We start from the raw sequence: 19,992 nt of genomic DNA, 5'->3' as shown, positions 1-19,992 counted from the left end.
CGTGTCGTCACTCCCACCGCACGCGCGGGTCGAGCCAGGAGTACAGCAGGTCGGTGAGCAGTTGCACGGCCACGTACCCGGCGACCACCAGCAGCAGCAGGTCCTGCACCACCGGGTAGTCGCGGCGCTGGACGCCCTGCTCGATCAGCTGGCCGAGGCCCGGCCAGGCGAAGATCCGCTCCACCACCACCGCGCCCGCGACCAGCTGGCCGATCTGCAGGCCCAGCACGGTGACCGCGGCGGGCAGCGCGTTCGGCAGCGCGTGCCGCCACAGGATGCGGCGGCGCGGCACCCCCAGCGCCGTCGCGGTGCGCACGTAGTCCTCGCCGAGCGCCCGCTCCAGCCCGTCCTGCAGGTACCGGGCCAGGATCGCCGCGCTCGGCAGCGCCAGGCACAGCGCCGGCAGCGCCAGGTACTGCACCGCCAGGTCCGGCGCGTCGAACAGCGAGGCGTACCCGCCGGCCGGCAGCAGGCCCAGGCCCACCGCGAACACCAGCACCAGCACCACGCCGGTGACGAACGGCGGCACCGCCAGCGCCCCCGTGGTCAGCGCCCGCAGCGCCCCCGCCAGCGCCCGCCGCCGCGCCGACACCGCGTACAGCGCCGTCGGCACGGCCAGCACCACCACCAGCAGCAGCGCCACCAGGGTGAGCTGGACGGTCGAGGCCAGGCCGTCCCCGATCAGCTCGGAGACCTGCCCGCCGATCGCGTAGCTCGGCCCCAGGTCGCCCGTCAGCACCTGCCCCAGCCAGTGCAGGTACTGCGAGAGCAGCGGCGCGTCCAGCCCCAGCCGCTCCCGGATCGCCGCGATCACGGCCGGCGAGGCGTCCGGCCCCGCCAGCGTGGTCGCCGGGTCGCCCGGGATCAGCCGCAGCATCAGGAAGACCGTGAACGAGGCGGCCACCAGCACCGCCACCCCGCTCGGCAGCCGTTTGAACAGGAAGGTCCGCACCGCTCAGCCCGCCAGGTACGCGTCGTCGAGGTTCAGGTACGAGTACTTGTTCAGCGTCACCCCGCGCACCTGCGCGCCCGCGACCTCCACCAGCCCGGCGATCGCCAGGTCGATGATGAACTGCTCCTCCAGCAGGATGTCCGTCACCTGCTGGTAGAGCGCCTTCGCCTCCGGGCTGTCCGCGTCCGAGCGGTTCCACGCCTTCTGCACGGCCTCGGTGTACGCCGGGGAGGAGAACTTCGAGGTGTTCTTCGCCTCGTTGAACGGGTACGCGCTGACCGCCAGCGTCGCCGGGTGCGCCTGCGAGAAGCTGTGGCTGAGCGTCCACAGCGCCGGCATGGACTGCGAGATCAGCTGCTTCTGCATGGTCGGCGAGTCCACCGGCTGCAACTGCACGTCGATGCCGACCTGCTTGAGGTCGTACTGCAGGATCTGCGCCACCGCCGTCGACCCGGCGTCCGACTGGTGCGCCAGCGGCAGCGACAGCGAGGTCACCCCGGCCTCCGCCAGCAGCGCCTTCGCCTTCTCCGGGTCGTGGTGGTACCGGTTCGCGTCCTGCTCCCGGTAGGCCGGCGAGGACTTCGGCCACGGCACCGAGGAGACCGTCGCGTACCCGCCCAGCGCCTGCTGCACCAGCCGGTCCCGGTCGATCGCCCAGGCGATGGCCTGCCGCACCCGCCTGTCCTGCACCTCCGGGAAGGACAGGTTCGCGCCGATGTAGAACGCGCCCGCCCCGGTGTCGTACTGGGTGATCCGGAACCGCTTGTCGTCCTTCAGCGTCGCCACGTCCTTGCCGCGGACCGCGTACGACAGGTGGGTCTGGCCGGTCTTCACCGAGGACAGCAGCGTCTCCGCCTGCGGGATCACCTTGATCTCCACCCCGTCCAGGTACGGCCGGCCCGGGTTCCAGTACTTCTCGTTGCGGGCGAAGCTCAGCGAGGACCCCGGCTTGCGGTCAGTGAAGGTGAACGGGCCGGTGCCGATCAGCCTGGTGCCCGCGACGGCGTCCTCGACGGACTCCGAATCCGGGATGATCATGAACTCGAAGAGGTCGAACAGGTTGGACACCTGGTGCGCCAGCACCAGCGTCAGCTCGAAGTCCCCGTTCTTCCGGAAGTCCGCCACGGTCAGCGCCGTCGAACGCAACTGCGCCGAACGCACCGGGTTCTGCAGGTTCTTGATCGCGAACACCACGTCGTCCGCGGTGAACCGGCGCCCGCTGTGGAACGCCACGTCCTCGCGCAGCTTCAGCGTCACGCTCAGGCCGTCCGCCGCCACCTCCCAGCTCTTCGCCAACTCCGGCTGCGGGCGCAGCTGTTCGTCGTAACGGGTGAGCGTGTTGAACACCAGCCGCTGCAACAGCGAGTTGGCGCTCTGCGCGAACAGCAGCGCCGGCGTGAAGTCGACCCCGACACCCACCGTCAGCACCCCGCCCCGGCGCGGCGAGGCCGCGTCCGACGCCGCCGCCGCGTCCGTCCCGGACGAGGCGTCCGCCGCCGAGCGGCACGCCGACAGCGCCAGCAGACCGGTACCCGCCAGGGCGCCGCGCAGCAGCGCCCGGCGCGAGATCGCGGAGAGGGGGAGCGGGCCACCGGAGCCGGCGGAGAACACGGTCATGGTCAACAGTCCTTCGGGAGAAGCGGGTTCGGGATGGGACGGGGTGGAGCGGGGAGCGGGGAGCGGGGAGCGGGGAGCGGGGAGTGCGGGTGGGAAAGGGGGTGTCGGGCGGGCGGGTCCGGCGGCTCAGAGGCCCGGCAGCGGACGGGCGTACAGCTCGCCCAGCACCGGCGCGCAGGCCGCCACCGCCAGCGCGTCCGCGCCGAAGCGCTGCGCCACCAGGAGGTCGGCGTCCCGGTGCAGGTGCGAGCGGAGCGCGAACTCCGCGCGCACCTCGTCCAGGTAGACCGGGTCGGCCAGCGCGAAGGTCTCGGTCAGCACCAGCAGGTCCGGGTTGACCACGTCGGCCAGCAGGGCCAGCGCCCCGCCCACCACCCTGGCCCGCTCCCGCACCAGCGCGTCGGCCCGCCCGTCACCGGCCCGGACCGCCGCCAGCAGCAGCCCCCGGTCCGGCCGGGCGATCACGCCCTGCGCGACCGCCGCCTCGAACAGCGTGTCGTCCGAGGCGGCCACCGACAGGCAGCCGCGGCGACCGCAGTGACATCGCGCCGTGCTGCCCGGCACCGGCAGGTGCCCGCCGTCACCGGTCACCGATGGCGGACCCTGGTGCACCGTCCCGGCCACCGAGATGGACGCGTCCACCACGTGGCCCACGAACAGCTGCACCATCGAGCGCCGGGCCGCCGGATCGCCGAACAGCACCTCCGCCGCCGCCAGCGCCCGGGCGTGGTTGTCCACCCGCACCGGCAGCCCGGTGGCCCGCTCCAGCAGCGCCCGCAACGGCACGTCCCGCCAGCCCAGGGGCTCGTGCCGGACCGTCACCCCGCGCTCGCTGTCCACCGCCCCGCCGGTCACCGCGCCCAGCCCCAGCACCCGGCGGCCGGACTCCACCGGCGCGGCCGCCGCCAGCAGCCGCGGCAGCCGGGCCAGCAGCGCCTTCAGCACCGCCGGCCCGCGCCGCCCGCCGTTCGGCAGCTCCTGCCGGAACAGCACCCGGCCGCGCAGGTCCAGCAGCGCGAACGTGCTGTACGGCAGGCCGATGTGCAGCCCGGCCACCGCCAGCCGCTCCGCGTCCACCTCCAGCGGCAGCTGCGGACGACCCCGCGAACCCGGCGCCGTGACCGCCAACTCCGGTCGCTCCGCCAGCAGTTCCAGCCGCAGCAGATCCACCACCTGGCGTGACACCGCCGCCGGGCTCAGCCCCGTCAACCGGGCCACCCCGCTGCGCGCCACCGGCCCGTGGTCCAGCACCGCCCGCAGCACGGTGGCGGCGTTCGCCTCCCGCCGGTCGTCCCCGGGCCGGAAGGCCGGACGCTCCCCGGCGGTACTGCGGACGGTGCCGTTCACTGGTTCAACTCCTGTGTGGTGCAAGGCGGTTGATTGACATTCCGGCATGGACGGTCAATGTGGTAGTCGATCGGTTTGCCGGTGTTGTTGTCGACGGCCCGGTCAGGAGACCGGGCCGGCCAGCGCCTCCGCCTCCAGCTCGACCGCCGGGACCAGGCCCGCCACCCGCGGCGGGTCGGCCGGCTCCAGCAGGCGGCTCGGCCGACCGTCCACGCCCACCGGCAGGTCGCCGTCCAGGGTGATCCGGCGCACCAGGCGCGGCTCGTCGCCGTAGTCGTTCACCGCGTAGTGCTGGGTGGCCCGGTTGTCCCAGATCGCCACGTCGCCGACCTGCCAGTCCCAGCGCACGCTGTTCTCCAGCCGCTCCACGTACCGCTGGAACAGCTCGATCAGCGCCCGGCTGTCCTTGCCCGACACCCCGACGATCTTCTGCGCGAACGACCCCAGCAGCAGGTGCTTCTCACCCGTCACCGGGTGCACCCGCACCAGCGGGTGCTCGGTCTTGAACGCGGTGGACACGAACACCTGCCGGAACCGCTTCGCCACCTCGGCGTTGTCCGCCAACTCCGGTGCCAGCGCCAGGTTCGCGGCGTAGTCGTAGTCGTTGGTGTGCACCGCCCGCAGGCTCTCCGCGAGCGCCTTGAGCGGCGCCGGCAGGTCCTGGTACGCGGCCGCGGTGTTCGCCCACACCGTGCTGCCGCCCGCCGGCGGCAGCTCCAGCGCCCGCAGGATCGACGCCTTCGGGTACGAGGGCACGAAGGTCACGTCGGTGTGCCAGTTGTTCGCCCGCACGCCCTTGGTGGCGTCCAGCTCGAAGATGTACCGGCCGTCCGCGCTGGGCACCGTCGGGTGGAACACCGGCTGCCCCAACAGCCGTGCGAACGCCTCGTGTTCGGCGTCGTCCAGGTGCTGCTGCCCACGGAAGAACAGCACCTTGTGCTCGTACAGCGCGGCCTCCAGCGCCGCCACCGTCGCGGCCGGCAGGTCGGCGCCCAGCTTGACGTCGTGGACCACCGCGCCGATCCGCCCCGCGGCCGGGGTCAGCCGCAGATCGGTGGACGCGGGCGTGGACGTGGGAGCGGGGGCGGACGTGGAAACGGACATGGCGGAACTCCTTCGGTGGGACGGAGAGACGGAGAGACGGCGACGGTGACACGGCGACAGTGGCGGCGGCAGCGGATACGGCTGCCCGACGCATCAGCCGAACGCGGATGCGGACACGGCACGGCATCCGGGCAGCCCGAGGGCGCGCCGCCGTACCGGAGAGAAGGGGGAGAACGGTGAGAGGGGCGTCGTGACTACGCGCGGCAGCGCGGACAACAGCCACCGCGGCACACGGACACCGGGACCGGGCACGACGCACGACAGACGACAACGGCGGTACGCATCGGCCCTCCTTCCGGCTCGCTGCGAGTGGGCTCGGCGCTCATCGTGCTGGGCCGCGACGCCCGCTGTCAATCGCCATCCGCCCAGTTGGGGGCGGGTGTTGCGGAGTATTTCGACATGTTGCGGCGTGGTGACGGCCCCGCGACGAACCCCCGTCCGCCCTTGTCGCCGGGCCCTCGCCCGAGCAAAACTTCCCGAGCGGAAACAACCCGGGGCCGCGCCCCGAACCCGCTCCTCAGGGCCACGACTCCGATCCGGCCCGTCGGCCCGTCGGCCCGTCGGCCCGTCGGCCCGTCGGCCCGTCGGCGCGACGCGGCACGCGGGCGCGGCGGGTGCGCGGCCGGGACCCCGAGCCGGGCGACCCAGCCGGGACGGTGCCGGCAACGGGTCGATCACCGCCCACGACTCATCGGCCGACCCATGACGACGCACCACGAACAGACCGACGACCACACCACTGTGCGGACGAGTCCTAGGCGCGTCGGTGGTCGGCCATCACCTCGTCGAGGACCCGCAGACTCGTCTCCGCCCGGGCGGAGACGGCCGCCGTCGGACGGCCCGCCTTCCTGGCGCTCTCGACGCTTTCGGCGAGGACGAGCAGTGCCTTCCAGGTCAGCCAGCCGCGGGCCCGCGCCCAGGTGCCCTCGTCCTGCCCCACGGCGTGCCGGAACGCCGCCCGGCTCGGGCCGGTGAACAGCCCCCAGGCCATCACGAGGTCGCAGGCCGGGTCGCCGACGCCGCAGGTGCCGAAGTCGATGACGGCGCTCAACTCGCCCCCGGAGACCAGCAGGTTGCCCTCGGCGAGGTCGCCGTGGAACCACACCGGCGGGCCCGTCCACTCCGCTGCCAGGGCCTCGTCCCAGATCGCGGTGGCGTGCGCGGTGTCCACGTACCCGCCGAGCGCGGAGAGACAGCGCCGGGTCTCCTCGTCGTAGTGGGCCGGCGAGGCCCCCCGCTGGAAGCTGTGCGCACCCGCGAGCGGTCCGCCCGTGGTGTCGCACCGGTGCAGGGCGAGGATGAACTCGGCCACGGCCTCGGCGAACCGGGGCAGGTCGGCGATGTGTCCCGCCGCCGCGGTCTCCCCGTCGATCCAGCCGCGCACCGACCAAGGATGCGGGTACCCCTCACCCGGCTCGCCCCTGCCCAGCACCTGCGGAACGGGCAGCGGCAGGGACGGCGCCAGGCGCGGCAGCCAGGTGTTCTCCTTCTCCACCGCCGGGACGTAGGCGGCGTGCGTGGGCAGACGCACCGTCATCCGATCGCCGAGCCGGTAGGTGCGGTTGTCCCACCCGTCCACCGCCACCGGCACGACCGGCAGTTCCGCCCACTGCGGGAACTGGGTGCGCAGGAGACGACGCACCAGCCCGGCGTCGATCCCGGCCCGGCCGTCCGGCGGAGGGTTCCTCGTCTCGCTCATCACCGAGGATCCTCCGCCGCGGCCCGGGACGGCCGCAAGACGATTTCCCGGCGCGGATCCGCCCGGCCCGTCGGCGGCGGAACCCGGGAACCGGACCGCTCGGCGCCCGAGTCGTTCCCGTGGGCACGCGACGGGGCGGTCGAGCCACTGCGGCACCCGTCGCGAAGCTCGCGAGGCGGTTCCCGCTCGGAGCCGCGCACACCACTGTCCGGCGCCCGCCACCGAGCGGGAGGGAACGACGGGTCATCCGGCACGTGCTGCACCCCGGCTTCCGCGCAGCGCCTTTCGGGTCGGCCTCGACCGTCCGGACCACCCTGCCGGACAAGCCGTGATCGACCACTGGGGAGGTGCCGACGGGTTCGGCGGCCGCGCTGGTCGGACCCCAGCCGCAGGCCCGCCGGGTGCGGACGTGGCCGTGCCGACTCGGGCCGCAGGGCCCGGGCGACAGCGGACATCCCGAGGCGGGCACGGCCCGGACGGTCGATTCCGAGGCCGGTGCCCGTACGCGGCGAGTGGTCGCGGGGGCGGTCGGCCGCCCCCGCGCCGTCTGCGCGGCCGCTCCCGGGCCGGGAGCCGGTCCCCGTCATCCAGCGGCGGTCGCCCCTACTGGCCGAGCAGGTGGGCGAAGTCGTTGCCCAGGTTGCCCAGCATCGGCAGGGCGCCCAGGTCGGTGATCGCGCCGACCGGGATGCTGTAGCCCTGGTTCGGGACCGGCCCGGCGGCCTCCTCGGCGGCTGCGCCGGCGGGGGCGGCGGCCGAGAGGAGCGCGGCGGCGAGGGCGAGGGCGGGGAGTGCGGTGCGCATGCGGCGTTCCTCGGGCGTGCGGTGACGGGGCAAGGGCTGACGGCCCTTCAACGCGCGACCGGCCGGGACGGTGACGCGGAGCCGCCCGTTCGGAGCAGGGGGCGGAGCCGTGACGGGGGCGGTGCGCCGTCCCGCCCCCTCCTCCTCCCGTCCCGCCGTCAGGGGCGCCGGACCGCCAGGTCCGCGAGCGCCGAGAGAATCCGGGCGAAGGCGTCCTCGCTCTCCGTGGGCCGGAACGTCGCGGGGCGGTGGTCGCACAGGAAGCCGTGCGGGACGCCGGGGTAGCAGACCAGGTCGGTGCGGACGCCAGCGGTGGTCAGGCGGGCGGAGATCCGGGCCCACTGCTCGGGCGGGACGACGTGGTCCTCCGCGCCGACCAGGCCGAGCACCGCGGTGCCGTGGGCGGCGAGCGCGGCGGCGCCCTGCTCGGTGAGCGGGGGGTGCTCGTCGGCGAGCGGGGTGGGGCCCTCCAGGGTCCAGCCGGGGTAGCAGGCGGCGACCAGGTCCAGCGGCAGACGCGTCCCGGCCAGCAGGCCCAGGTGGCCGCCGACCGAGAAGCCGACGAACGCCCGCCCCGGGCCCCCGCCGAGGGACGCGCCGACGGCCAGCGCCGCCGCCGTGTCGGCGGTCACCTGCTCGGCCGTCAGCGTGCCCAGCAACTCGAAGCCGGTGACCCGCCCGGTGTCGTCGTACGGCAGCTCGGCCCGCTCCGCCGCCCGCCCGTAGAAGTCCGGCGCGACGGCGGCGTACCCGGCGGCGGCCAGCCGCCCGCACACCTCGCGCACCCACGCCGTGACCCCGAACAGCTCCTGCCCGACCACCACGGTGGCCGCCGGCGGCACCCCCTCGGGCGCGGCCAGGAACACCTCCGGCCCACCCCCGTCCGGCCGCACCCAACGCCCCGTCACATCTCCCGCGTCCATCCCGCGCCGCTCCCCGTCGCCCTCCGCTGACCCGACCTGGCCCCGCGGGCCCCACGCTACCCGCCGCCGCCCGGCCGGAGACCACCCGTCCCGGCCCGCCGCGTCAACTCCCGCACCGGGCAGACCGGCTGACGGTCCAGCGGGAAAGGGGACGAGTACCAGCCGGTCAGACGCCGGCGGGCGGGTGGACGGAGAGTCCTGGCCGGGCCAGCGGACGGGCGCGTTCGTACAGTTCGCGGGCGTGGGCGTTGCGGCGGTGCGGGCCGATCGCGGCGAGCATCGCCCGGTAGCGGTCGTCGGCCCGGCCGGACTGGACGTGCGGGTAGTCGTCCAGCGCACGGTGCCACTCGGTCACCGCCTCCTCCAGTCGGCCTTCCCGGAGCTTCCACTCGGCGAGCATCGCGCGGTGCCGCACCCTGGCCCGGCGGTAGACGGTGGGTCGGATCTTCTCGGAGAGCTCCATCGCGCGGATCGCGGTGTCGCGGTTGCCGAGCTCGTAGTTGACCTGGGCGACGTGGTAGGCGAGCGAGGACGGGTCGTAGGAGCCGTGGGCCTTGGCCTTCGACTCGGCCTTCTCCATCGCGGTCTCCGCCTCGCGCAGCATCGCCATCGCGCCGCTCGCGTCGCCGGTCCGGGCGAGTGCGTGGGCCTGCTGCCCGGCCAGGAACGCGCGCATCCTGGGGCCGGCCTCGGGGGCGGCAGCCGACGCGGCGTCGGCGTACCGCAACGCGGCCGCGCCGTGGCCGAGTTCGACCGCCTGCACGCTCATGCCCCGCAGGGTGGTGCAGTAGGTCAGGTGGTCGCCGGCGGCGCCGGCGAGTTCGAGGGCCTTGGTGTAGTAGCTCTGGCCGAGCAGGTCCAGGCGCTCGTCGACGGCCATGTAGCCGGTCAGGTACAGGTGGTCGGCCGCGGCGGAGAGCATCGCCCGACGGACCTCGTCGGAGGCGTCGGCCTTCAGGTACGGGGCGATGTTGTTGACCATGAACGCGGCGGCCATCGGCCGGGCGGTCCGGCCCCCGAACCGGTCGTCGAGTTCGCTGATCCGCTCGGTCATCTGGATCACCGCGTCGACCTCGGCCATGCCGATCCGGGTGTACGGGTCGGTCCTGATCCGTTCGAACCGTCCGAGGACGTCCTTCCAGCCGGGGATGGTCAGGGCGACCGAGTACAGGCCCGCGCTGAGCACGCCCCTTCGCGATGGGTCCATGTCCATGCTCCCCAGGTCGATCAGTCCCGCCACGGTATCCGGTGCTTCGGGCCGGACGTCCGGCTGATCGGCGAATCCGGCCTCGAACGCGGTGATCGGTCGGCCGAGCCGGCGGGTGAGGGCTTCCAGGACCACGGCCTGGTACTTGGCCATCGGCCGGGTGCCCGAGAGCCAGTGCGACACTGCGGACTCGTCGTACCGCAGCTTGATCCCGGCCTCGGTGCCGGCCCGGTTGACCGCGCGGGCGAACTCACCGTTGCTCGACCAGCGGCACTGCGCGATCAGCGCGGCGAGCTTGCCGTTCGGCGTCCGCATCCGTGCTGCCATGCCAGCCCCCCGGCGAGGTTTCAAGGGTTTCAAGGGTCCGGGGTGTCTCTACCGTGTTCACGCCCGGCGCACACATGTTGACTCTGTGTCAGGTTGATCGGGTGGGCAGGAGCGGTGCCCGGTCCGGCCTTCCCGTTCGGCGGCACCCGCCACTGCGTTCGATCCGTCCCGGTGGCGGGTGCCGCCCATCAAGCGTCGCCGAAGGGTCGTGTCATGGCTGTCAGTTCGTCGTTCCACCTTATGAGAGACCCCTCCCAGGTCCGGCCCGCCCGGCGCCAGGTCCAGTCCCTGGTCGTCGGCTGGGACATCCGCCTGGACGAAGACACCCGCACCGCGCTGGACGTGATCACCTCGGAGCTGGTCACCAACGCGGTACGGCACTCCAAGGGCGCGGTGCTGACTGTCGCCGTCCACGCCGACCTGGCGCGGTGCTTGGCGATGGTCGAGGTCTTCGACGGCTCGTTCATCCTGCCCCGGGCCCGTACGGTCGGCCCGGACGCGGAGGACGGCCGGGGCATGTTCCTGGTCGAGCTCCTGGCCCGCGACCACGGTGCCGAGCGGACCGAGGCCGGGAAACGGGTGTGGGCCGAACTCCTCCTGCCTGAACAGCCACTGAGCCGCCGACAACTCCTGTCGCAGCCCCGCCGGGCGGCCCGGCCCCTGTTCGACCGCTTCCGGCCGCCGCCGCGTCCCCCGCGCCCCCGCCCCGGCACCCGGCCTGGAACGCCGGCCGGGGCGGGCACCGGGCGGCGGTGACCCCCTCTGTCCTCGGCGGGTACTTCCGTGCGGCACGCCCCCGCACGCCGCACGGAAGTACCCGCCTTCCCCGAGCGCCAGCCGTCCGACCCGATCAAGGAGGCCATTGAAGTGCACGAACTCATCGTCAGCCGGTTCCTGGACGACTACCTGGTCGTCCATCCCGGTAGCACCGCGGGAATCAAGGTCCCGATGCGGCACTACGCCGACTTGGAGCGGGCCGCCGCTGCCGACGAGGCGGCCCCGGCCTGGCTGATCAAGGCAGTCCGGCAGCGCTGGGCGATGGACCTCTCTCCCGTCCGCCCGCTGCGGGAGTACCTGCTGGTCCGCGCCCCGGCCGACCCGCAGTACAGCCGTGCGTCGTGGGAGATCAACCTCGGCTGCAACTACGACTGCGAGCACTGCTACCTCGGTGAGAAGACCTTCGAGGGCCTGAGCATGGAGGGCAAGGCCAAACTCCTGCACCTGATGCGCGATGCCGGGGTGCTGTGGCTGCAGATCACCGGTGGCGAGCCGACCGTCGACCGCGACTTCACCGATGCCTACACCCTCGCCCACAGGCTCGGCATGATGCTCACCGTCTCCACCAACGGCTCGCGCCTGTGGCAGCCGAAGATCCTGGACCTCCTCAGCAGGCTGCCCGCCTACCGGGTCGTCGTCTCCGTCTACGGGGCCAGCGCCGCCAGCTACGACGGCCTGACCCGCCGCAAGGGCTCCTTCGCGACCTTCCAGAAGGGCATGGCCGCCGCCCTGGAGGCCGGCCTCCCGATGCGGCTCAACCTCGTCGTCACCGAGCACTCCGCCGACGAGGAGGCCGCGATGGTCGCCATGGCCGAGAACTGGGGCCTGGAGCACAACAGTTACGTCAACATGGCCCCGACGATCTACGGCGGCGCCGAGTCGCTGCCCGCGCAGTCCGCCAAGCACCTGCGGCAGCGGAGGGTGTTCACCGGCTGCAACGCCGGCCACACCTTCTTCCACTCCGACCCGCACGGCAAGGCGTCGATCTGCAAAGTCGGCCGCGACCCCGGCGTGGACCTCATGACCGACGGCCTCGACGGCCTCCGACGCCTGGGCGCGATCGCCGACTCCCTCATGCTTCGCACCGGTGGGTGCTCCGGCTGCCGGCTGTCCGGCTCCTGCGGGGTCTGCCGGCCGATGGCCAAGCTCTACCAGGAGGCGAAGGCACCACTCGCGAGCTACTGCCGGCACGGACGACCCAGGGAGGAGGTGTCCGCATGAACCCCCAGGCCGTGATCCAGCTCGGAGCCACCCGCGTCGACGTGGTCGACGTCGAACTCGTCGACGACCTCGACGAACTCGCCGAGTCCACAAAGTGCTCCTGCAACGCGGGCGACGACAACCCGTTCTAGGACACCGGATGCTCGAAAACCCGCGGGCCCCGGTCGCTTCCGTGCCGGGGCCCGCGGCGTGCGGGGCCGATGGGTAGGGTGCTCGCATGCGCCTGACGTGGGACTGGATGAGCCCCGTGGTGACCGTGCCATACGTGCCCACCCTCGGACCGGTCCACCCCGACGCACTCACCCCCGAGCTGTTCGCCGACGTCATCGACCTCGCCGGCACCGGCCGCTTCCTCGTCCACGACAAGGACCGCCGCTGGTCGGACACCAAGGACGAGACGGTCCTGCCGCTCGACATCGTCCACCGACCCGGCCTCACCCTCATCCCGACGCTCTCCACCCGCGGCACCGGCACCCTCAAGGTCCACCTCTACGGCGTCCCGGCCGACGTCGACCAGGAGGCCGCCGAACTCGCCGCGAAGCTCGCCGCCACCCACGGCGCCGCCAAGGCCCGCGTCCTCTCCTTCCACCCCCCGGGCCGGCCCACCAGCACCACCGCCGGGGCCTGCACCCGTGTCCAGCTCCGCGAGTTCACCCCCGACCGGCCTCGCGTCGCCCAGTCGGACGCCGTACGGCCGCTGGAGGCCCACCCGGAGGCCGTGCGGGCGACGTTCGCCGAGTTCGCCGGCACACTGGCCGGTGACGGCTTCGCCTTCCTCAGCTCCCGCATGCGGGCCGCCGCCGTCGGACCGGTCCTGGTCGCCGTCGCCGGAAGTCGGGTCATCGGGGCGATCGGCCCGATGGAGACCCTGCCCGATCCCGTCGGCCGCACCCGGCTGCTGCCGCAGTACTTCGGTGTGCTGCCCGACCACCGCGGCCACGGCCACGGCCGAGCGCTCTGGCGGGCCGCCATGCACTGGGGTCACACCCGCGGTGCCGACTACCAGCTCCTGCAGACCGAGATCGGCGGCCCCTCCGACACGCTCTGCCGCTCCGAAGGACTCACTGACCTCGGCCTCGTCCGCACCGCCACCGTCTGATCCGCCGTCGCGATCACCGGAGGCAGTCTCAGGCCGCGACGGCCGCGACGGCCGTGACGGGCGCGGTGGGCAGGTGTTCGGCGAGCAGGGCGGCTAACTGTTCGGGGTCGAGGATGCGGATGCCGAGTCCTTCGGCCTTGGCGCGCTTGGAACCGGCCTTCTCGCCCGCGACCAGGAGGGTGGTGCGCTTGGAGACGGAGGAGGACGCCTTGCCGCCGGCGCGTTCGATCAGTTCGTTCATCTCGTTGCGGGAGAGCGCCGCCAGGGGGCCGGTCATGCTGCCCGTCACCACCACGGCCTCGCCGGTCAGCGGGCCGGTGGCCGGGGCAGCGGCGGTTTCGGCGGGGACGGGGGCGGCGGGCGCGGTCGGGGTGGTGACCTGGGTGCCCACGCCGAGGTCGGCCAGGCGGTCCAGCAGCGCGGACAGTTCGGCGAGTTCGGAGACCACCAGGCGGGCCTTCTCCGGGCCGATGCCGTCCACGGCGGCCAGGGCCTCGGCGTCCGCCGACCGGATGGCCGCCATCGAGCCGAAGTGCGCGGCGATCCGCCGCGACATGCTGCGCCCGGTGCCGCGCACGCCCAGCGCGCACAGGACGCGGTTCAGCGGGCGGGTGCGGGCGGTGGCGATCGCGGCGAGCAGGTTGTCGGTGCTCGTGGTGCCCATCCGCTCCAGGGAGAGGAGTTGCTCGCGGGTCAGGGTGAACAGGTCGGCGAGGTCGGTGACCAGCCCGGCCGCCACCAGCTGCACCGCCCGGGTCGAGCCCAGGCCCTCGATGTCCAGCTGGTCGCGGCCCGCCGCGTAGATGATCGACGCCACCGCCTGGCAGTCGCGGCCCCGCACGCAGCGCCAGCGCTGCTCGCCGGTGTCGGTCCCCTCCCCGCAGCGCGGGCAGGCGGCGGGGAAGACGATCGGCCGCTCCGTGCCGGTGCGCTCCTCCACCAGCGGGGCCTCCACCCGCGGGATCACGTCCCCCGCGCGGTAGACGAAGACCCGGTCGCCCAGCATCAGCCCGCGGCGGGTGATGTCGGCGGGGTTGTGGAGGGTGGCGTAGGTGACGGTGACGCCGTCGATGACCACCGGTTCCAGGACGGCGCGCGGCGCGATGATGCCGGTGCGGCCCACCGCCCACTCCACCGCCAGCAGCCGGGTCACCTTGTGCTCCGCCGCGAGCTTGCGGGCCACCGCCCACCGCGGGGCCCGGGAGCCGGAGCCGGCCTGCCGCTGGTCCGCGGCCGCGTCGGCCTTCACCACCACGCCGTCGATGCCGAACGGCAGCGCGCCGCGCAGCGCGGCGATCCCGGCGATCCGCTCCCGGACCTGCTCGATCGTCTCGCAGCGCACCGGGGCGGCGGCCGTCCCGGCGGCGGTGTTCGCGCCGAGCCCGGCCAGGGACTCCAGCAGGGCGCTGTGGCCCAGCTCCTCGTCCAGGCCGATCGCCCCGTAGGCGAAGAACGTCAGCTCGATCCGGTACGGGCGGTCCTTGGCCCGCAGCGTCCCGGCCGCGCCGCTGCGCGGGTGGGCGAACGGGGCGGCCTCGTGCGCGAGCCGGATCCGGTTGGCCTCCTCGAACTGGGCCGTGGTCAGCAGCACTTCGCCGCGCAGCTCCACGTCCAGCGGGCGCGTCAGCACGGCGGGCAGGCCCAGGACGGCGTCGGCGGCGTGCGTGATGTCCTCGCCCGCCAGGCCGTCGCCCCGGGTCAGCACCTGCTGGAGCCGCCCGCTCCGGTAGCGGGCGGCGACGGCCAGCCCGTCCAGCTTCGGCTCCACGCACCACCCGGCCACCGCCCGGCCCAGCCGCCGCTCCAGGCCCGCGGCCCAGTCGGCCAGCCCGGCGTCGTCGAACACGTTGTCCAGCGACAGCATCGGCACGCCGTGCGGCACGTCGCCCACCACCGCGCCGCCCGCGACCTTCCCGGTCGGCGACTGCGGCAGCACCTCGTCCGGATGCGCCTGCTCGTAGGCCGCGATCGCCCGCACCAGTGCGTCGTACTCGTCGTCCCCGAGCGGCGTCGCCCCGTCCCCGTAGTAGGCGGCGGCGGCCCGCGCGGCGGCAACGGCGTCGGCGTAGTCGCTGGAGGAGAGCGGAGCGGCGTTGTCCATGACCGTCATCCTTCCGTTCCGCACTGACAATCGACCGCCTCCGACCGAACCGCCTGACACCCCGTCAGCGACGGGTGAAACCCGTTCGGGCGAGAGTGGGATCGCGGAAGCGGGGAAGGCACGCCGAGCGACCCCCCGCGAGACCCAGGAGCCACTGACGTGACAGCACCGCCCACCACCGCCTCCCGCGCCGACGACCGGCCGGTCCTCCTCGTCCTGTTCGGGGCGACCGGGGACCTCGCGCGCCGGATGCTCTTCCCCGCGCTGTTCGAACTGTGGGAGCGCGGCCTCCTCCCGGACCGGTTCGAGGTGATCGGCTCGGGCCGCCACTCGCCCGGCACCGACCAGGACTTCCGCCGCGACGTCGTGGAGGCGGTCGCCGCCTCCGCGGACGGCGCCGACCGCGCGGCGCTGGAACGGTTCGCCGAACGGGTCCGGTTCGCCACCGCCTCCGCCGAGGACGGCACCGGGCTGGCGGCGGAGGTGGAGCAGCGCCGCGCCGCGCTCGGCGAGGGCTGCCGGACCTTCCTCTACCTCTCCGTGCCGCCCGGGCAGACGGACGGCATGCTGCGGATGACGGAGCGCGAGGGCCTCGCCCGGGACGCGACCCTGATGGTGGAGAAGCCCGTCGGCGAGGACGTCGACACCGCCCGCGCGCTCAACGCGCTGCTGGCCACCCTCGCCCCCGAGGAACGCGTCCTGCGGGTCGACCACTTCCTCGCCAAGGAGTCGGTGCGCGCCCTGCTGGCCCTGCGGACCGCCAACCCCTGGCTCGCCGGGTCGTGGGACGCCCGGCACATCGCCTCGGTGCTCATCGACGTCCCGGAGAAGATCGACATCGAGGGCCGGGCCGCCTTCATGGAACGCACCGGCACCTTCCGCGACATGATCCCCACCCACCTGTGCCAGGCGCTGGCCGCCGTGGCGATGGAACCGCCCTCCTCCGACGACCCGGAGGCGGAACGCGCCGCCCGGCTCCGGCTGTTCGAGCAGACCAGGCCCTTCGACCCGGCCCGGACGGTGTTCGGCCAGTACGAGGGCTACCGGGAGGAGGACGGGGTGGCCGCCGACTCGACCACCGAGACCTTCGCCGCCGTCGAGGTCCGGATCGACAACCCGCGCTGGCAGGGCGTCCCCTTCCTGCTGCGCACCGGCAAGGCCCTGGACTCCGCCGACCACCGGCTCACCGTCCGCTTCCGCCCGACGGACCCGAAGGACTCGAAGGACCCGAAGGACTCGACGGACCGGACGGACTCGACGGACCGGACGGACTCGACGGGCCGGACGGCGGACGCGGAGCAGGGCGGAGCGGAGGCCGGCACCGAGCTGGTGGTGGGCCTGAGCGCCACGGCGGACGTCCGGTTCGGCGTCCGGCTCAGCCGCCCCGGCCCCCGGCCCGGACTGGTGGACGGGGTGCTGGGCCTGGAGCCGCTGCCCGGCGCCGACGCGTCCCTCGGCGCCTACGCGCAGGTCTTCCACCACGCGCTGAGCGGCGACCACCGGGTGTTCACCACCGCCGCCGAGGTCGAACGGCTCTGGGAGCTCGCCGCGCCGGTCCTCGCCGACCCGCCGCCCGCCGTCCGCTACCCCCGGGGCTCGTCCGGACCGGAGGTGCCGGGGGTGGCGGACCCGGCGTCGGACTGCGAGGGCTGAGCGCGAGGACTGAGCGCGAGGGCCGGGCGTGCGGCGCCCGCGGCCGGTCAGTGGCCGGTCGCGGGCAGGTCGCGCAGCGCGTTCTCCACGACCTCGGTCAGTGCCGGGTGGATCCACAGCGGGCCGTCGGCGAGTTCGCCGGCCGTCATGCCGGTGGTGAGGGCGACCACCAGGGGCTGGATCAGGGTGGCGGCCTGCGGGCCGAGGATGTGCGCGCCGAGCAGCCGTCCGGTCCGGCGGTCGGCGAGCACCTTGCAGAAGCCCTCGGTGTCCTCCAGCGCCCAGCCGTAGGCCACGTCGGCGTACCGGTGCACGGCGACGGCCGGGTCGAGCCCCTGCCCGCGGGCCTGCCGCTCGGTGAGGCCGACCTGGGCGATCTGCGGGCGGGTGAAGACGGCGGAGGGCACCGCGCCGTAGTCCATGGACCGCTCCTCGCCCGGGTGCAGCAGGTTGTGCGCGACGATCCGGGCCTCGCGGTTGGCGACGTGCTTGAGCGGGACGGGCGTGGCGATGTCGCCGAGCGCCCACACCCCGTCGGCGGTGGTGCGCAGCTGGGCGTCCACGGTGATCCGGCCGTCCTCCCCGGTGGCGACGCCGGCCCGGTCGAGGTCGAGCAGGTCGCTGTTGGGGCGGCGCCCGACGGCCACCAGCAGGGTGTCGGCGCGCAGTTCGGCGCCGTCGTCCAGGGTCAGCCGCAGGTCGCCGGGGCGGCCGGTGACGGCGGTCAGTTCGCGGCCCAGCCGCAGGTCCCAGTGGCCGCGCATCGCTTCGGTGAACGCGGCGGACACCGCCTCGTCCTGCTGCTTCCCGAGCAGCCGGTCCTCCTTCTCCACCACGGTGACGTGGCTGCCCACGGAGCGGAAGACGTGCGCCAGCTCGGCGGCGATGTAGCCGCCGCCGAGCACCACCAGCCGGGCGGGCGGCCGGGGCAGGCGCATCACGGTGTCGGAGGTCTCGTAGGGCAGACCGGAGGACGCCACCACGGGCGGGACGACGGGACGGCCGCCGGCCGCGATGACGATCCGGTCGGCGGTCAGCTCCAGCGGGCCGTCGGCGGTGTCCACGGTGAGCCGGCGCGGCCCGGTGAACCGGGCGAGGCCCCGGTGGACGGTGGTGTTCGCCGCGTCCCGGCGGTCCCGCTCGCCCTCGGCGGACGCCGCGTCGAGCCGGCCGAAGACCCGGTCCCGGACTTCGGGCCAGCGCACCTCCCGCAGCCGCGCGTCCACGTCGTGCCGCCCGGCGTCCCGGACGGTGTCGGCGACGTCGGCGGTGACGGCGAGCATCTTGCTGGGGATGCAGCCCGCGTTGAGGCAGGTGCCCCCGAACGGGCCGGCGGAGACGACGGCGACGTCCAGGTCGGCGAAGCGGTCGTCGAGGAGGAGGTTGCCAGAGCCGGCCCCGAGGACCAGGAGATCGTGATGGCGCATGTTCGGAACGTAACCGTTTCCCAGCGGACCATTCCGGACGCCGGTCCGGACGCCGGTCCGGACGGGTGCCGCCCGGCGGCTTCCCCCGGGGCCGGCGGGCCTGTCCGGCGGGCGGACGGAGGAGCGGACGGAGGAGCGGACGGAGGAGATGTTCACCCGTTCGGCGCATCCGCACCCATGAGTCGCGCGGAATGGGGGAGGCGTGAGTCAGCACCGTGCAGAACGACATCCCGATGAGGAGAACCCGCCATGGCCCGCACCGCCAACCGTGACGCCAACCGCCCCGCCTACACCGTCCCCGGCCTGACCACCGAACAGGGCGCGGAGCTGATCGTCACGCTGCAGGAGCGGCTGAACGCGCTGAACGACCTGCACCTGACCCTCAAGCACATCCACTGGAACGTGGTCGGCCCGCACTTCATCGCCGTCCACAAGATGCTCGACCCCCAGGTCGACCGGGTGCGCCTGATGGCGGACGACGTCGCCGAGCGGATCGCCACCCTGGGCGGCGTCGCGCACGGCACCCCCGGCCGACTCGTCGCCGAGCGCGGCTGGGACGACTACAGCGTCGGCCGGGCCGACGCCATCGCCCACCTCGGGGCCCTCGACCTGGTCTACACCGGCGTCATCACCGACCTGCGCAACGCCGTGGAGCAGGCCGGCAAGATCGACCCCGCCACCGAGGACCTGCTCATCGAGCAGCTGCGCGACCTCGAGCAGTACCAGTGGTTCGTCCGCGCCCACCTGGAGAGCTCCAGCGGCACCCTCGCCACGGCGGACGCCCCCACCGAGGCGCGGGCCGCGAAGAAGGCCGTCCGCAAGAGCGGCAAGTCCGCGGGCTGACCGCCCCGCACCCCCGAAGGCCGTCTCCGAAGGCCGTCTCCGAAGGCCGCCCCCCGCCCGACCGGTTCGCCGGTCCGGCCCGGGGCGGCCTTCGGCGTGCCCGGGCCGGTCAGGCGGGGCGGTGGGCGGCTGCGAACGCCGTCGCGTCCCAGGTGCCGCCCAGGGCGGGGGCGAGGGCGGCGGTGGCGAAGGGGTGGAAGGTGGCGGGGGTGTGGGCGGCGGCGCCGGTGGGGAGGGCGCCGAGGAGGGGGGCGCCGGCGGCGGTGGGGAGGTCGGCGAGGTTGCAGCGGGTGGCGAGGTCGGGGGCGGCGGGCCAGCAGCCGATGACGACGCCGCGCAGCGGGAGGCCGCGGTGGCGCAGCGCCTCGGCGGTGAGCGCGGTGGCGTTCAGGGTGCCCAGGCCGGCCGCCGCGACGAGCAGGAACTCGACGTCCAGGCCCAGGTCGCGGCAGGCCAGCGCGTGGTCGGCGAGGGTGCGGCCCCGTTCGTCGTAGCGCACCAGCAGCCCGCCCGCGCCCTCGACCAGGACGGTGCGGTGCCCGGCGGCGAGCTCGGCGACCGCCTTGGCGACGTCCTCGGGCGCGAGGGGCGGCAGCCCGGCCCGGCGGGCCGCCGTCTCGGGGGCGAGCGGCTCCGGGTAGCGGGCCAGCTCGACCGCGTGCACCAGCGGCCCGGCCAGCCGGGCGACCTCGTGCACGTCCCCCGGCTCGTCGGGCCCGAGGCCGGTCTGGCCGGGCTTGAGCACCGCCACCGGCTCCGGGCACAGCGCGGCGACGGCGGCGGTGGTCAGGGTCTTGCCGACCTCGGTGCCGGTGCCGGTGACGAAAAGGACGGTGGACATGGTGCCGGTGCTCCTGTGCTGGGGGTGGGTTCCGAACGGCCGGGCCGGGC

The 19,992-nt window shown here is 74.3% G+C and carries 17 protein-coding genes and 1 pseudogene; 6 read left to right on the top strand and 12 right to left on the bottom strand.

The window, feature by feature from the left end:
• Positions 1 to 7: 7 nt before the first annotated feature.
• The 9 genes and pseudogenes from ACIQVD_RS12770 to ACIQVD_RS12730 all read right to left on the bottom strand — a co-directional run bounded on the left by ACIQVD_RS12770 (position 8) and on the right by ACIQVD_RS12730 (position 9,980).
• On the bottom strand, positions 8 to 952 hold the full coding sequence (locus tag ACIQVD_RS12770; RefSeq protein ID WP_400684573.1) for an ABC transporter permease: 945 nt from the start codon (positions 950 to 952) through the stop codon (positions 8 to 10).
• 3 nt (positions 953 to 955) lie between these two features.
• The gene (locus tag ACIQVD_RS12765) at positions 956 to 2,569 is read right to left on the bottom strand and encodes an ABC transporter substrate-binding protein (RefSeq protein ID WP_400684575.1); all 1,614 of its coding nucleotides are present in this window, start codon (positions 2,567 to 2,569) and stop codon (positions 956 to 958) included.
• 126 nt (positions 2,570 to 2,695) lie between these two features.
• Positions 2,696 to 3,916 carry an ROK family protein gene (locus ACIQVD_RS12760; RefSeq protein ID WP_100838996.1) on the bottom strand — a complete coding sequence of 407 codons (1,221 nt, stop codon included), beginning with the start codon at positions 3,914 to 3,916 and terminating at the stop codon, positions 2,696 to 2,698.
• 102 nt (positions 3,917 to 4,018) lie between these two features.
• Complete coding sequence (locus tag ACIQVD_RS12755; RefSeq protein WP_402288489.1) at positions 4,019 to 5,020, bottom strand: TauD/TfdA dioxygenase family protein; 1,002 nt, start codon at positions 5,018 to 5,020, stop codon at positions 4,019 to 4,021.
• Positions 5,021 to 5,650: 630 nt separating this feature from the next.
• Positions 5,651 to 5,755, bottom strand: a pseudogene (locus ACIQVD_RS12750) (IS5/IS1182 family transposase); the annotation flags it as partial.
• Positions 5,756 to 5,774: 19 nt separating this feature from the next.
• Positions 5,775 to 6,719: an aminoglycoside phosphotransferase family protein gene (locus tag ACIQVD_RS12745; RefSeq protein ID WP_402288487.1), complete on the bottom strand. Its 945-nt coding sequence runs from the start codon at positions 6,717 to 6,719 to the stop codon at positions 5,775 to 5,777.
• A 603-nt stretch (positions 6,720 to 7,322) separates the two neighbouring features.
• Positions 7,323 to 7,523, bottom strand: coding sequence for a hypothetical protein (locus tag ACIQVD_RS12740; protein WP_400684583.1), 201 nt, complete (start codon positions 7,521 to 7,523; stop codon positions 7,323 to 7,325).
• Positions 7,524 to 7,681: 158 nt separating this feature from the next.
• Positions 7,682 to 8,446 carry a dienelactone hydrolase family protein gene (locus ACIQVD_RS12735; RefSeq protein ID WP_402288484.1) on the bottom strand — a complete coding sequence of 255 codons (765 nt, stop codon included), beginning with the start codon at positions 8,444 to 8,446 and terminating at the stop codon, positions 7,682 to 7,684.
• Positions 8,447 to 8,612: 166 nt separating this feature from the next.
• Entirely contained in the window at positions 8,613 to 9,980 is a 1,368-nt protein-coding gene (locus ACIQVD_RS12730; protein ID WP_402288481.1) for a tetratricopeptide repeat protein, read from the bottom strand.
• Between the two features lie 213 nt (positions 9,981 to 10,193).
• Here ACIQVD_RS12730 and ACIQVD_RS12725 point away from each other — a divergent pair, with 213 nt between their 5' ends.
• The 4 genes from ACIQVD_RS12725 (at position 10,194) to ACIQVD_RS12710 (ending at position 13,077) form a co-directional block, all read left to right on the top strand.
• Positions 10,194 to 10,736: an ATP-binding protein gene (locus ACIQVD_RS12725; protein WP_402288478.1), complete on the top strand. Its 543-nt coding sequence runs from the start codon at positions 10,194 to 10,196 to the stop codon at positions 10,734 to 10,736.
• 111 nt (positions 10,737 to 10,847) lie between these two features.
• A complete protein-coding gene (locus ACIQVD_RS12720; protein WP_402288475.1) occupies positions 10,848 to 11,978 on the top strand; it encodes a radical SAM protein in 1,131 nt (376 codons plus the stop codon).
• Positions 11,975 to 12,109 carry a hypothetical protein gene (locus tag ACIQVD_RS12715; protein WP_402288472.1) on the top strand — a complete coding sequence of 45 codons (135 nt, stop codon included), beginning with the start codon at positions 11,975 to 11,977 and terminating at the stop codon, positions 12,107 to 12,109. The genes ACIQVD_RS12720 and ACIQVD_RS12715 overlap by 4 nt, the downstream gene beginning before the upstream one ends.
• An 86-nt stretch (positions 12,110 to 12,195) precedes the next feature.
• A complete protein-coding gene (locus tag ACIQVD_RS12710; protein ID WP_402288469.1) occupies positions 12,196 to 13,077 on the top strand; it encodes a GNAT family N-acetyltransferase in 882 nt (293 codons plus the stop codon).
• 28 nt (positions 13,078 to 13,105) lie between these two features.
• Here the strand turns inward: ACIQVD_RS12710 and ligA are convergent, their stop codons facing one another.
• The gene (ligA, locus tag ACIQVD_RS12705) at positions 13,106 to 15,187 is read right to left on the bottom strand and encodes an NAD-dependent DNA ligase LigA (RefSeq protein WP_402288466.1); all 2,082 of its coding nucleotides are present in this window, start codon (positions 15,185 to 15,187) and stop codon (positions 13,106 to 13,108) included.
• A 150-nt stretch (positions 15,188 to 15,337) separates the two neighbouring features.
• Between ligA and ACIQVD_RS12700 the strand changes: the two genes are divergently transcribed.
• On the top strand, positions 15,338 to 16,831 hold the full coding sequence (locus tag ACIQVD_RS12700) for a glucose-6-phosphate dehydrogenase (protein WP_402288462.1): 1,494 nt from the start codon (positions 15,338 to 15,340) through the stop codon (positions 16,829 to 16,831).
• A gap of 47 nt (positions 16,832 to 16,878) precedes the next feature.
• Here the strand turns inward: ACIQVD_RS12700 and ACIQVD_RS12695 are convergent, their stop codons facing one another.
• A complete protein-coding gene (locus ACIQVD_RS12695) occupies positions 16,879 to 18,258 on the bottom strand; it encodes a mycothione reductase (RefSeq protein WP_402288460.1) in 1,380 nt (459 codons plus the stop codon).
• A gap of 249 nt (positions 18,259 to 18,507) precedes the next feature.
• Here ACIQVD_RS12695 and ACIQVD_RS12690 point away from each other — a divergent pair, with 249 nt between their 5' ends.
• Positions 18,508 to 19,101, top strand: a complete 594-nt coding sequence (locus ACIQVD_RS12690; protein ID WP_400684613.1) for a Dps family protein — start codon at positions 18,508 to 18,510, stop codon at positions 19,099 to 19,101.
• A gap of 109 nt (positions 19,102 to 19,210) precedes the next feature.
• Here ACIQVD_RS12690 and bioD read toward each other — a convergent pair whose 3' ends face one another.
• Positions 19,211 to 19,942, bottom strand: a complete 732-nt coding sequence (gene bioD / locus ACIQVD_RS12685) for a dethiobiotin synthase (RefSeq protein WP_400684616.1) — start codon at positions 19,940 to 19,942, stop codon at positions 19,211 to 19,213.
• Positions 19,943 to 19,992 lie beyond the last annotated feature (50 nt).

Source organism: Kitasatospora sp. NPDC090308 (assembly GCF_044769485.1).
Classification (GTDB): domain Bacteria; phylum Actinomycetota; class Actinomycetes; order Streptomycetales; family Streptomycetaceae; genus Kitasatospora; species Kitasatospora fiedleri.
The sequence above is the reverse complement of the archived record's forward strand: the minus strand, read 5'-3'. Positions and strand labels throughout refer to the sequence as shown.